Genomic DNA, 12,896 nt, shown 5'->3' with positions numbered 1-12,896 from the left:
AACGCCATGAGGGTAATGCTGGTTGAGGACGATCCGTTGCTGGGCGAGGGAGTGGTCGACGTACTCCAACGCGAACAGATGGTGCCCGAGTGGCTGACCGAGGGGCGCGGGGTCTGTGAAGCACTCGAGGGGTCCACCTTCGATGCGCTGATACTGGATCTGGGACTGCCCGACATCGACGGCTTCGAGATCCTTCGGCAGTTGCGGGAGGGGCAGAGCCAGATTCCGGTGCTGGTTCTGACGGCGCGGGACGAGGTGGTCGACCGTATCCGCGGTCTCGACAGCGGCGCCGACGACTATCTCGTCAAGCCTTTCGACAACGGCGAGCTTCTGGCCCGCCTGAGAGCGCTGGTTCGACGCAGCGCGGGACGTGCGTCACCCGTGGTGACATGTGGCCGGCTATCGCTCGACCCGGCCGCCCACGAGATACGCTTCGACCGGGTCGCCGTGGCGCTCGGGCGCCGCGAACATGATCTTCTGGCCTATCTGATGACGCACCCCGGGCAGGTGTTCTCCCGGGACCAGCTGGTGGAGGTGCTCTACGGCTGGGATGCCGAGGTGGAGAGCAATGTGATCGAGGTGCACGTCCATCATCTGCGCCGAAAATTCGGCGCCAACGTGGTGGCGACGGTGCGCAACGTCGGTTATCGCCTGGGAGCGGCGGGTTGATATCGATTCGTCGTTATCTCAGGCGCGTTCTGCTGATTTCGGTGACGCTGATTACCTCGATCGCGGCGCTCTGGAGTTATCACGACACTCGTGACCAGATCAACGAGTTGTTCGATGCCGAACTGGCGCAGACCACACGGACGATGGTTGCGCTCTATTTCGAGTACCGCGGCGGACAGGGGCGCGCGCCCCAGCAGATGATTCACGATCTGCAGATCGAGCCGGTCATGGTGCCCGACAACCCGACCGACGCGCCGACCCCGCTGGGGCATCCCTACGAGAAGAAGCTGGGGTTTCAGATCTGGGACGACGAGGGACACGCCCTGTTGGGCATGAAGACGCCGGGCGTGCTGGATACGCTGATCCCCGTGCCAGGTTACGCGCAGACGGCAGGAGATGAGCACGACTGGCGGACATTCACGCTGTATGACGAGGTTCATGGCGTCTGGGCCAGTGCCGCCCAGCGCGACGACGTACGCGACGAGCTGACCTGGCAGATCGCACTGCGCAACCTGATGCCCCCGGTGATCGGGGTGCTGTTTATCGCGCTGCTGATCCCTTTCGTCATCGCGCGCGGTTTTTCTCCCTTGCTGCGTATCAGTCGCCAGATCACGGCGCGCCGGCCGAGCTACCTGGAGCCTATCGATGGCAGCCAGGCACCCGACGAGATCCGGGGCATGGTCGACGCGCTCAACGGATTGTTCGTGCGACTGGCCGAGACGCTGGAGAAGGAGCGCCGCTTCACGGCCAATGCCGCCCACGAGCTGCGCACTCCCCTGGCGGCGATCAAGGTGCACGCCCAGAACCTGATGTGCGATAGCACCGAGGAGCGATCTCTGCGCGGTGCGCGCTCCATCATCAACGGGGTCGACCGCATGACGCGCGTGGTCGAACAGCTGCTGACGCTATCCCGACTCGAGAGCGGCGAGGGTATGAACCGGCAGGTCGTGGATCTGAATCGACTGGGGCGCGAGCTACAGCGTGACATGCAGCCGCTGATCGAGCGGCGGGGCATCCGCTTCACCCAGGAAATTCCCGATGCACTCCAGATTCGCAGCTACGAGAACGGCCTCTACGTGCTGCTGCGCAATCTGCTCGACAACGCCTTGCGTTACACCCCCGAAGGCGGCGAGGTGAGGTTGCGGATATGGCAGGCCGGGGATCGCCTGCATATCGAGATCGCCGACAGTGGCGCGGGGATACCGGTCGCCGAGCGCGAGCGCGTTTTCGAGCGATTCGTGCGCCTGGCGGGGCAGCAGACAAGCGGGTCGGGGCTGGGCCTGTCGATCGTGCAGGAACTCGCCGAGAGGCTCGGCGGAGAGATCCGGCTCGACGAAACGTCGCTGCCGGTCGACAGTGGGTTGAGCGTTCACGTCACGCTGCCGCGGGATTGATGCCGTCTCGTGCCCGCCCAATCGTCGTCCGTCAACAGGAGTTTGCCGATGCTTCGTTTTCTGATCCCCTTCCTGGCCCTGGTTCTGTTCATGGGTTACACGGTCTTCGCGATCGCGACCAGTGAGCAATCGCTCGGCCAGTTCGCGTCCGAACTCATGAGCCGGCCGACGTCGGCGCTGGTGGTGTTCGATGTCTATCTGGCGCTGCTGATGATCGCGACCTGGATGTTCTTCGATGCCCGCAAGCGGGGCCACGGCCCTGGTTACCTGTCGCTGTTCTACCTCATCACCTTCTGCTTCGGCTCGGCCGGCCCGCTGGCCTACCTGACCCTGCGTGGCTGGCATGACTATCGCCGGACACGGCGGTGAGCCGCCGAGCCCGAGCTTCATAGCGGCGTCTTGCTCCGCTCGCCGGGGATTTCGCGCACCAGACGCGGCATCAGAAAGCCGGCAAGACGCTGGCGCAGGGCGTGGATCAACTGACGCGCCTCGGCGTCTGGGACGTCGAAATGAGCGGCACCCGAGACCGGATCGAGCACGTGCAGGTAATAGGGCAGCACGCCCGCTTCGAACAGCCGTTCCGACAGCGCGGCCAGCGCTTCCACGTCGTCGTTCACGCCGCGCAGCAGCACGCTCTGGTTGAGCAGGGTGACGCCGGCCGCCTTCAGCCGCCCACAGGCGGCGATCACTGCATCGTCGATCTCCCGGGCGTGGTTGACATGCAGCACCATCACCTTCTGCAATCGAGTGCCGCCGAGCCATTCGAGCAGGGCGTCGTCGACACGATCGGGTATCACCACCGGCAGGCGGGTATGAACGCGCAGCCGCTTGAGATGCGGGATCGCCTCCAGTTGCCGGACCAGCGCCGCCAGCCGGCGGTCCGGCGAAGCGAGGGGGTCGCCGCCGGAGAGAATCGCCTCCTGGATGGAGTCGTCATGGCGCAGGTACTCCAGCGTCGTATCCCATTCGCGCATCGACGGAGCGTTGTCGGCGTAGGGGAAGTGGCGGCGGAAGCAGTAGCGGCAGTTGATCGCGCAGGTCGGGCTGGCAATCAGCAACGCCCGGCCGGGGTACTTGTGAATCAGCCCCGGTTTCGGCGTGTGGTCGCGCTCTTCCAGCGGATCGTCGCTGAAGCCGGCGACGGCGTCGCTCTCGACCCCCAGTGGCAGCACCTGGCGCAGCAGGGGGTCGCCGGGATCGCCGCGCCGCATCCGGGACAGGTAGGCTTCCGGCACGCGCACGGGGAACAGCGAATGCCCGCGCCGGGCGCCCTCCATCCACTCGGGGCCCAGTGCCAGGCGCCGGCACAGCGTGACCGGGTCGCGGACCGCCTCGCGCAGTTGCCGCTGCCAGTCGCCCTTCGGCGTATCGGCCACGGCCACGTCGGATACGACCTCTTCGCAATGCACAGCGATCGGGGTTCGGGTTATCATGCGGTCCACCTGAGTTAGAACGCGCCCTGGTAGCGCTGTTACGGAATTCTCGTCGCGGACGGCCCGCGAACGTTTACTAGTGAGGAATCATGGCGAACTATTCTACCAACGAATTCAAGGGCGGCCTTAAGGTGATGCTGGATGGCGACCCGTGTAACATCCTCGAGAACGAATTCGTCAAGCCGGGAAAGGGGCAGGCCTTCAATCGCGTCAAGCTTCGCAATCTGATCACCGGGCGCGTCTGGGAGCGTACCTTCAAGTCCGGCGAATCGCTGGAAGGTGCCGACGTGATGGACCTGGACATGGAGTACGTCTACACCGACGGCGACATGTGGCACTTCATGAAGACCGACGGCTCCTTCGAGCAGTACGCGGTGGACAAGAAAGCCATCGGCGACGTCGAGAAGTGGCTCAAGGAGCAGGCCGTCTACACCGTGACGCTGTGGAACGATAACGCCATCGCCGTCTCGCCGCCCAATTTTCTCGAGCTCGAGGTGGTGGAGACCGATCCCGGCCTCAAGGGCGACACCGCCCAGGGCGGCTCCAAGCCGGCGACGCTCTCCTCCGGGGCGGTGGTGCGCGTGCCGCTGTTCATCAATCAGGGCGAAGTGTTGAAGGTCGATACGCGCAGCGGCGAGTACGTCTCCCGAGCCTAGGGTTTATACGAAAAGTCAGCGAGCGCAGCTAATTTTCGTACAAAGCCCAAGAGGTTCTTCCTGTGCGCGTGCCTCGCGGCATTGGATTCCGCCTCGACATGCGCATTTGGGAACCGCCAAACTCCGCTGTCTCGTTGGAATCCGCCTTGCCAGGCACGCGCTGAGATAACACGGCGTTCGCGGAAGAACCTCGACATTGATTCTTCGAAAGCCACGCCTGCGCGTGGCTTTCGTCGTCAGGGCGATGGTCTGGGTGGCCGGGACCGCATCGACTGCCATTCGCCGATCGCATCATGTTGGCTACGCTTTGTCTGAAAGATGCCTGCGCTCAACCATACGGCGTTAAAAATCGGCTCAAAATGCTCATTTACACCGCGTAAACTCCGCTTTTTCGCCGATTTTGCCTTATCTGGCTGTCGCTCGTCGATTTTTCAGACAGTGCTTAGGTCGTTTGCCGGACAGTGAGTGAGGGACAGTGAAATGGCCAGATTGACGGGACGCAAGGCGTTGATCACCGGCGGCGCCAGCGGTATCGGTCTGGCGACGGTGGAGCGCTTTCTCGCCGAAGGCGCCGAGGTGGTGATGCTGGATCGTGACGGAGACGCTCTCGGATGCGAGTCCGCGAGGCTCGGCGCCCTGTCCGGCGGGCGCTGTTCCGGGGTCGAGGCGGACGTGGCCGATGCCGACAGTGTCGCCTCCGGCGTCGAGCAAGCACTCGCCACGGCCGGACGTATCGATATCCTGGTCAACTCGGCCGGCGTCAACGTGTTCGGCGATCCGCTGTCGCTGGCGGAATCGACATGGCGTCGCTGCCTGGCCATCAATCTGGAGGGCGCGTGGCGCATGATCCAGGCCCTGTTGCCGGGGATGCTGGCGGCGCGGTACGGACATATCGTCAATATCGCCTCGGTGCATGGCCACAAGATCATTCCCGGCGCCTTCCCCTATCCGGTTGCCAAGCATGGCCTGATTGGGCTGACCCGCGCGCTCGGCATCGAGTACGCGGATCGCGGAATCCGGGTCAACTCGGTATCGCCGGGGTTGATTCGCACGCCCGCCGCCGAGGCCTGGCTGGCGCAGTGCGACGAGCGGGAGCGCCAACGGCAGGTCGATCTGCTGCCCGGCAAGCGGCTGGGCGAACCGGAGGAGGTCGCCAATACCGTGCTGTTCCTGGCCAGCGACGAAGCAAGGTTCATCAACGCCACCGATATCCTGATCGACGGTGGCCGCAGCCAGGTCTATCACTCGTGACGAATACGCCTCGGCCAGACGACTGGCAGCCCGCCGCGACGATCGAGACGCTGCGCCAGCGGGCGCGGCTGCTGGCGACGATTCGCGCCTTCTTCACGGCCCGAGACGTGCTCGAGGTGGAGACGCCGGTCCTCGGCCATGCGGGCAGCACCGATCCGCATCTCGATTCGCTCTCGCTCGACGCGACCACCCCCGCCGGGCGCGAGACGCTGTGGTTGCAGACATCGCCCGAGTTCCACATGAAGCGGCTGCTGGCGGCGGGCAGCGGGCCGATCTTCCAGCTCGCCCGCAGCTTCCGTGACGGCGAGGTGGGACGGCGCCACAATGTCGAATTCACCATGCTCGAATGGTACCGCCCCGGCTTCTCGCTGGCCGAGCTGATCGAGGAGTGCGAGGCGCTGATTCGAACGGTGCTGCCTAGCGATCCCGGCCCGCTGCGTCGGCACCGCTATCGGGATCTCTTGCGTGACCATCTCGATGTCGACCCTTTTCAATCGCCGCTGTCGAACTTGCGCCGGCGCGCCGGTGAGATCGGCGCGCTGTCGATGGACGATGCCGACCGCGACGGCTGCCTCGATCTGCTCATGAGTCTGGTCATCGAGCCGACGCTGGGAGGCGAGGGCATCGACGTGGTGATCGACTATCCCGCCTCCCAGGCGGCGCTGGCACGCAAGCGGACCGATCCCGAGGATGGGGTCGAAGTCGCCGCGCGCTTCGAGATCTATCTCCACGGCCTCGAACTCGCCAATGGCTACGACGAGCTGACCGATGCCGCGGAACAGGCTTCGCGTTTCGCCGCGGACAACCGGCAACGTGCCGCCCTGGGCAAGCCGGCCGTCGATGTCGACCGCCGGCTGGTTGCCGCGCTCGAGCACGGCATGCCCGCCGGCAGCGGGGTGGCGCTGGGTGTCGACCGCCTGATCCAGCTGGCGCTGGGCAAGGACTCCATTGCCGAGGTCATGGCGTTCCCGACGCCGCGGTGTTGACCGGCCGTCTCGCTGCTACCACTCCACCCGTCGTCGTTCACCGAAGGGCCAAAGCGTCACGATCTCTCTTAGCAGCTGCTTGGCTGCCGGCGAGAGCGGCCGCTGGCGGCGCACGATGACGTGGGACTCGGCCTCCCGGAACACCGGATGATCGATTTCCAGCGCCACCAGTTGGCCGCGTCGCAATTCGTGCAATAGCGCCACACTGCCGATGAAGGTCACGCCGTTGCCGGAACTGACGTACTGCTTCAGTGTCGCCAGGGAGTTGCTGACCAGGCTGGCATGGAAATGGCGCTTGCTCAGGACTTCCACGGCATCGATCAACTGCCGGATACCGTAGCCGTGACCCACCAGGCCCAGGGGCCATTCGAGTATGGCGTCCAGAGCGAGCGGCTGGGGCAACCGGGTGAGCGGATGCTGGGGGTGAACGATGGCGCAGAGCGGCTGACGGACGGCAGCGACCGATTCGATACCGGCAATCAGCCGGGGCGCATAGGCAATGCCGATGTGTGCCTGGCCCTCGTAGACCTGGCGCACCACCTCGTTGACGCTGGCCAGGTTCATTTCGATGGTCAACTGCGGATGGCGGGCGCAGAAGTCGTTCATCACGCCGCTCATCAGTCGGTCGCTGTACCCCTCGCTGATCGACAGGCTGATATGGCCGCGCTGAAGGCCGTCCAGCTCGGCTAGCTGTCCGAACAGCGTCTGCTCGGCGACGTCTCGTTCCCGGTAGAAGTCGAGCAGAATGTCGCCGGCCTCGGTGGCGCGCACACCGCGACCGTGACGCTCGACCAACGTCAGGCCGAGCACCTGCTCGAGCTGCCGGATCTGGCGGCTGATGACGGAGGGTTCGACATCCAGACGGTCCGATGCCGTGCGAATCGAGCCTGCGTCGAGCGCCTGCGAGAGGTAATAGAGCCAGCGGCTGTTCAGGTGGGTAGGGAACTTGTCGTTGTCATTGGCCACGGAGACGATTCCGAAAGGTCAGAGTGACAAAGCATGCTTCGAGCGTTGCTTTTCAAGCAACACAAGCTTGTCGACGAAAGTATTGTTTTCCTCCCTAAGGGATCTACTCTCGGAGAGGAGCGACATGGGTCGGGCGATCCTGCTCGTGGAGTAACAACAACAAACGCGTCCGACCGTATCGCCAACGACAATCATAAGATCGACAACGAGGTTTCTCATGGCGACTCCCTTATCGTGTCGTTTCTCCATGGTGCGCCGCCGTCTTCTGGGTGGCATGGCGATGATGGCACTTCTCTCCACTTGCGGTGCGATCTCGTCGCTGGCTGCGGCTCCAGCGGAGGCCAGCACCCTCCGGGCGGTCATGCATTCGGGCCTGCGGGTCCTCGATCCCATCACCACTACCGCGCATATCACCCGCGATCACGGCTACATGATCTGGGATACGCTGCTGGGCATGGACGACCAGTTCCAGCCACAGCCGCAGATGGCGGACTGGTCGGTCTCCGACGATGGCATGACCTACACCTTTACCCTGCGCGATGGCCTGAAGTGGCATGACGGCGGGGAAGTGACCGCCAGCGATGCGGTGGCCTCGTTCCGGCGCTGGGCCGCACGGGATGGCGGCGGCCAGATGCTGATGGACCATGTCGCCAGCGTCGAGGCCACCGATCCACAGACCATGACGCTGACGCTCTCGTCACCGTTCGCCTATGTGCTCGAGCTGATGGCGAAGCCTTCGTCGGTGCCGCTGTTCGTGATGCCGGCGCGTATCGCGAGCAAATCTCCCGACGAGACGCTGACGGTGGAAGATCAGGTCGGCTCGGGGCCGTTCAAGTTCATTGCCGACGAGTACGATCCCGGCAGCCGTGTGGTCTACGAGAAGTTCGCCGATTACGTGCCGCGCGATGAGCCGGCCAGTTGGACCGCCGGCGGCAAGGTGGTCAACGTCGATCGTGTCGAATGGATCAACATGAGCGATGCCCAGACCGCGCTCAACGCCCTCAACTCCGGCGAGATCGATTTCCTCGAATCGCCCTCCGTCGATCTGCTTCCGGTGCTCCAGGCCAATCCGGATCTTACCGTCGAGAAGATCAACGAACTGGGCAGCCAGACCATCGGGCGCTTCAATTTCCTCTATCCGCCATTCGACGACCCACAGATTCGCCGCGCCGCGCTAATGGCGATGAACCAGACCGATGTGCTCGCCTCGCTGGTCGGTAACCCGGATCACTATTCGCTCTGTCCCTCCATGTACGGCTGCCAGACACCGCTGGCCACCGACGCTGGCGCGCCGGCATCGCTGACGGAGGGAGGGGGCACGGCGGCCGCGAGGCAACTGCTCGAGGAGGCCGGCTACGATGGCACGCCAGTGGTGATGATGCAGCCGACGGATGCGCCGACCGTCAGCCCGCAGCCGGTCATCGCTGCCCAGTTGCTGCGCCAGGCCGGGTTCACGGTCGACCTGCAGCCGATGGACTGGCAGACGCTGGTGACGCGACGCGCCAGCCAGCAGCCACCGTCGGAAGGGGGCTGGAACATGTTCTTCACCAACTGGTACATCCCGGAGGTGTGGAATCCGCTGGTCAGCCCGATGCTCAACGGCCGGGGCAAGGACGGCGGCTGGTTCGGCTGGCCGGACGACCCCGAACTCGAATCGATGCGCAACGAGTTCGCCAAGGCGACCAACGCCGAGGACCGCAAGGCGATCGCCAAGCGTATTCAGCAGCACGCCTTCGAACAGGTGACCTACATCCCGCTGGGCGAATATTCGATCCCCGCGGCCTGGAACAACGACCTGTCCGGCATTCTTCACTCGCCGGTGCCGGTGTTCTGGAATATCACCAAGGCCGAGTAAAGGGGCTGGAGCGCGATCGCCGTCGCGCTCCATGCCTGCCGCGAACTGCAACGGAGTACGCTCATGTTCAGCTACTGTCTGCGTCGAACGCTGGCGGCAGTGCCGGTCATGGTGGTGGTGGCGCTGTTCGTCTTCCTGCTGCTGCGGCTCTCGCCGGGCGACCCCGCCGCGATCATTGCCGGCGATATGGCCACGCCGGAACAGCTGGATCGCATCCGTGAAACCCTGGGGCTGAATCAGCCGATCTACCTGCAATTCTTCAACTGGGGCGGTGAGCTGCTGCGCGGCGATTTCGGCACCTCCTTGATGTCGAACCTGCCGGTGACGCAACTGATGGTGCAGCGCCTCGAGCCGACCGTCAGCCTGGCACTGCTCAGCATCGTGCTGTCGGTGGTCGTGGCGGTGCCGATGGGCGTCATCGCGGCCTGGAAGCACGGGAGTCTGATCGACAACGTGGTGATGTCGGTCTCGGTGCTGGGCTTTTCGGTGCCGGTTTTCGTGATCGGTTACATCCTGATCAAGATCTTCGCCATCGACCTCGGGTGGCTTCCGGTGCAGGGCTTCAAGCGTGTCTCCGAGGAGGGTTTCGGGCCTTTCATAAGGCACGCCATTCTGCCGGCACTGATGCTGTCGACGATCTACATCGCGCTGATCGCCCGGATGACCCGTGCCAGCATGCTCGACGTGCTGGGAGAGGACTTCGTGCGTACTGCCCACGCCAAGGGCGCCAGTGAGAAGCGGGTGCTGTTCAAGCACGCGCTGCGCAATGCCGGCGTGCCGATTCTGGAGGTGATCGGAACCGGCTTCGCGCTGATGATCACCGGGGTGGTGGTGACCGAAAGCGTGTTCAACATTCCCGGGCTCGGCCGGCTGACCGTCGATGCAATTCTTGCGCGCGACTACCCGGTGATCCAGGGGCTGATCCTGGTCACCAGCGGTGTCTATGTGCTGATCAACCTGGCCATCGACCTCTCCTATGCGCTGCTCGACCCGAGGATTCGCTACCAATGAGCCTGACATCCCCTCATGCATCCCCCGGTGCAGCCGTCGCCAAGCCGTCTCGACGTCGGCTGCGGTGGCTGCCGCGTCAACGTCCCGGCTGGGCGGTGATCGTCGCCGCCGTCTGTCTCGCGCTGATCGTGATCGTCGCCATTCTCGCGCCGTGGCTGGCGCCCCACGGCCCGCTCGAGATGTCTCCGGCCAACCGTCTCAAGCCACCCGGCGAGGCATACTGGCTGGGCAGCGACGCCTATGGCCGCGATCTGCTGTCGCGGGTGCTCTATGGTGCTCGGGTCTCGCTGATGGTGGGGATCGGCAGCGCGCTGATCAGTGTCGTCGTCGGCCTGCCGCTGGGGATTCTCGCCGGCTTCTTTCGTGGCCTGGATGCCGTGATCATGCGCGTCATGGATGGGCTGATGGCGATTCCCAGCGTGCTGTTGGCGATCGCCATCGTCTCGCTGGTCAGCGCCAATCTGTGGACGGTGATGGCGGCGATCACCATTCCGGAAATCCCGAGGGTCGTGCGCCTGGTGCGCTCTGTGGTGCTCTCCGCACGGGAGGAGCCCTACGTTGAAGCCGCGGTCTCGCTGGGCAGTAGCCTGTTCACGGTGATGTGGCGGCACCTCATGCCCAACACGCTGGCGCCGCTGATCGTGATGAGTACCTATATCTGCGCCTCGGCGATCCTGACCGAAGCGATCCTCTCCTTCCTGGGCGCCGGGATCGGCACCGAGACGCCAACCTGGGGCAACATCATGGCGGAGGGGCGGACCTATTTCCTGATCAAGCCGTCGCTGATCTTCTGGCCCGGGATACTGCTGTCGGTCTGCATCCTGTCGATCAACCTGCTCGGCGATGCCGCGCGTGACCGTCTCGATCCCCGGCTGCAGAAACGAGGAGCTGCGCAATGAGCGATGACCTCATTCCATCCGGGGCCGCGCCGGCGCCGGTACTCGATATCCGTGGGCTGCAAGTTGCAACGCAGTCGTCGCCGGCCAAGCCCATTCTCAAGGGCATCGATTTCGCGATCGCGCCGGGCGAGACGCTCTGCCTGGTGGGGGAGTCCGGCTCCGGCAAGTCGGTGACCTCGCTGGCTGTGATGGGGCTGCTGCCCAAGGGGAGCCTGAAAGCGGTCGGCGGGCGCATCGAGCTGGAGGGTGATTCGCTGCTCGAGGCTTCCCCGACGCGGCTCAGGGATCTGCGGGCCAGCCGCATGGCGATGATCTTCCAGGAGCCGATGACCGCCCTGAATCCGCTGATGCGAGTCGGCGAGCAGATCGAGGAAGTCCTGGTCATGCACCAGAGAGGGCTCTCCGCCAGGCAGCGACGCGATCGCGTGCTCGATATGCTCGATCAGGTCCAACTGCCGGATATCGAACGGGTCCATGCCAGCTGGCCGCATCAGCTCTCCGGTGGCCAGCGCCAGCGCATCATGATCGCCATGGCGTTGGTCCTCGAACCCAAGCTGCTGATCGCCGACGAGCCCACCACGGCGCTGGACGTCACCACGCAAAAGCAGATCCTCAAGCTGATCAAACAGTTGCAGGAGCGGCACGGTACGTCGGTGCTGTTCATCACCCACGACATGGGGGTCGTCGCGGACATCGCCGACCGCGTCTGTGTCATGCGCCACGGCGAAGTGGTGGAGACCCAGCCGATCGACGCGCTGCTGCGTCGACCGACGACGGATTACACCCGCCAGCTGCTCACCGCGGTGCCGAGCCTGCGGCCCCGGGCATCGCGTGAGGTGGCGGATCGGGAGATCGTGCTGGAAGCGATCGAACTCGAGAAGCGCTATGGGCAAGCCTCGCGCTGGGCCCGGCTCGCTGGCAAGGCTTCCGCCCAGACACTGGCGGCCAGCGATATCAACTTCGCGCTGACTCGCGGGCGAACGTTGGGCATCGTCGGCGAGAGCGGCTCCGGCAAGTCGACCGTGGCCCGCTGCGTGATGCGCATGATCGAGCCGACCGGCGGGGGCGTGCGGGTCATGGGCAAGGATATCGCCAGTCTCGGCAGGGCGGCGCTGAAACCCCATCGAAAGCGGATACAGATGATCTTTCAGGATCCGTTTCGATCGCTGAATCCGCGTCTGACCATCGGCACCAGCCTGATCGAGGGACCGGTCAACTACGGCACCCCACGCGAGCAAGCGCTGGCGCGTGCCGCCGAGCTGCTGGAGCTGGTGGGGTTGCCGAAGGACGCGCTGGCTCGCTATCCCCATCAGTTCTCGGGTGGCCAGCGTCAGCGCATCGCCATTGCCCGGGCGCTGGCGATGGAGCCCGACGTGCTGGTCGCCGATGAGGCGGTGTCGGCGCTGGACGTCTCGGTGCAGGCCCAGGTGCTCGGGCTGCTCGACGACATTCAGCGCCGGCTCGGCGTCGCGGTGCTGTTCATTACTCACGACCTGCGTGTCGCTGCCCAGATCTGCGACGAGGTAATGGTGATGCAGAAGGGCGTGGTGGTGGAGTATGGCCCGGCGAGCCGCGTGTTAGGGGCGCCTGAGCATGCCTACACCCGCTCGCTGATGCTGGCGGCGCCCGGTCGACACTGGGATTTCGCGGGATTCCGGCCGCTGAAAAGCGTGTTCGAAGAGACGTCGCCGGTAACCGCTACCGCCCGATGATCGGGCTTTTTACGGCACCGGCCGTGTGGTCGATGCCGTCAGGTGGTTCTCACTGCCTAAAGAC

At 64.6% G+C, this 12,896-nt stretch carries 12 protein-coding genes; 10 read left to right on the top strand and 2 right to left on the bottom strand.

Annotation, left to right across the window (positions count from 1 at the left end):
• The first annotated feature begins 6 nt into the window (after nucleotides 1-6).
• The 3 genes from Q0602_RS00990 to Q0602_RS00980 are packed head-to-tail and all read left to right on the top strand — an operon-like array spanning nucleotide 7 to nucleotide 2,432.
• On the top strand, nucleotides 7-669 hold the full coding sequence (locus tag Q0602_RS00990) for a response regulator transcription factor (RefSeq protein WP_298837589.1): 663 nt from the start codon (nucleotides 7-9) through the stop codon (nucleotides 667-669).
• On the top strand, nucleotides 666-2,063 hold the full coding sequence (locus Q0602_RS00985) for an ATP-binding protein (RefSeq protein WP_298837586.1): 1,398 nt from the start codon (nucleotides 666-668) through the stop codon (nucleotides 2,061-2,063). Before Q0602_RS00990 ends, Q0602_RS00985 begins: the two co-directional genes overlap by 4 nt.
• Before the next feature lie 48 nt (nucleotides 2,064-2,111).
• Nucleotides 2,112-2,432 carry a DUF2834 domain-containing protein gene (locus tag Q0602_RS00980; RefSeq protein ID WP_295035669.1) on the top strand — a complete coding sequence of 107 codons (321 nt, stop codon included), beginning with the start codon at nucleotides 2,112-2,114 and terminating at the stop codon, nucleotides 2,430-2,432.
• Nucleotides 2,433-2,449: 17 nt separating this feature from the next.
• On the opposite strand, the gene epmB is transcribed toward Q0602_RS00980, so the two are convergent.
• Complete coding sequence (epmB, locus tag Q0602_RS00975; RefSeq protein ID WP_298837583.1) at nucleotides 2,450-3,496, bottom strand: EF-P beta-lysylation protein EpmB; 1,047 nt, start codon at nucleotides 3,494-3,496, stop codon at nucleotides 2,450-2,452.
• Nucleotides 3,497-3,585: 89 nt separating this feature from the next.
• On the opposite strand from epmB, the gene efp reads away from it, so the two are divergent.
• The 3 genes from efp (at nucleotide 3,586) to epmA (ending at nucleotide 6,389) form a co-directional block, all read left to right on the top strand.
• A complete protein-coding gene (gene efp / locus Q0602_RS00970; RefSeq protein WP_071231664.1) occupies nucleotides 3,586-4,152 on the top strand; it encodes an elongation factor P in 567 nt (188 codons plus the stop codon).
• Nucleotides 4,153-4,632: 480 nt separating this feature from the next.
• Entirely contained in the window at nucleotides 4,633-5,403 is a 771-nt protein-coding gene (locus tag Q0602_RS00965) for an SDR family oxidoreductase (RefSeq protein ID WP_298837580.1), read from the top strand.
• Nucleotides 5,400-6,389, top strand: coding sequence for an EF-P lysine aminoacylase EpmA (gene epmA / locus Q0602_RS00960; RefSeq protein WP_298837577.1), 990 nt, complete (start codon nucleotides 5,400-5,402; stop codon nucleotides 6,387-6,389). Before Q0602_RS00965 ends, epmA begins: the two co-directional genes overlap by 4 nt.
• Before the next feature lie 15 nt (nucleotides 6,390-6,404).
• On the opposite strand, the gene Q0602_RS00955 is transcribed toward epmA, so the two are convergent.
• Nucleotides 6,405-7,355 (bottom strand): LysR family transcriptional regulator, encoded by a 951-nt coding sequence (locus tag Q0602_RS00955; protein WP_298837574.1) that lies wholly within the window; start codon nucleotides 7,353-7,355, stop codon nucleotides 6,405-6,407.
• A gap of 217 nt (nucleotides 7,356-7,572) precedes the next feature.
• Between Q0602_RS00955 and Q0602_RS00950 the strand changes: the two genes are divergently transcribed.
• The 4 genes from Q0602_RS00950 to Q0602_RS00935 all read left to right on the top strand — a co-directional run bounded on the left by Q0602_RS00950 (nucleotide 7,573) and on the right by Q0602_RS00935 (nucleotide 12,832).
• Nucleotides 7,573-9,210: an ABC transporter substrate-binding protein gene (locus Q0602_RS00950; protein WP_298837572.1), complete on the top strand. Its 1,638-nt coding sequence runs from the start codon at nucleotides 7,573-7,575 to the stop codon at nucleotides 9,208-9,210.
• Nucleotides 9,211-9,273: 63 nt separating this feature from the next.
• Complete coding sequence (locus tag Q0602_RS00945; protein ID WP_298837569.1) at nucleotides 9,274-10,221, top strand: ABC transporter permease; 948 nt, start codon at nucleotides 9,274-9,276, stop codon at nucleotides 10,219-10,221.
• On the top strand, nucleotides 10,218-11,120 hold the full coding sequence (locus Q0602_RS00940; RefSeq protein ID WP_298837566.1) for an ABC transporter permease: 903 nt from the start codon (nucleotides 10,218-10,220) through the stop codon (nucleotides 11,118-11,120). Before Q0602_RS00945 ends, Q0602_RS00940 begins: the two co-directional genes overlap by 4 nt.
• Nucleotides 11,117-12,832 (top strand): ABC transporter ATP-binding protein, encoded by a 1,716-nt coding sequence (locus Q0602_RS00935; RefSeq protein ID WP_298837564.1) that lies wholly within the window; start codon nucleotides 11,117-11,119, stop codon nucleotides 12,830-12,832. Before Q0602_RS00940 ends, Q0602_RS00935 begins: the two co-directional genes overlap by 4 nt.
• Nucleotides 12,833-12,896: the final 64 nt, after the last annotated feature.

The organism is uncultured Salinicola sp., assembly GCF_937921195.1.
In the GTDB taxonomy this organism is placed as follows: Bacteria; Pseudomonadota; Gammaproteobacteria; order Pseudomonadales; family Halomonadaceae; genus Salinicola.
Note: the sequence above shows the minus strand (reverse complement) of the source record. Positions and strands in the feature narration are given on the sequence as shown.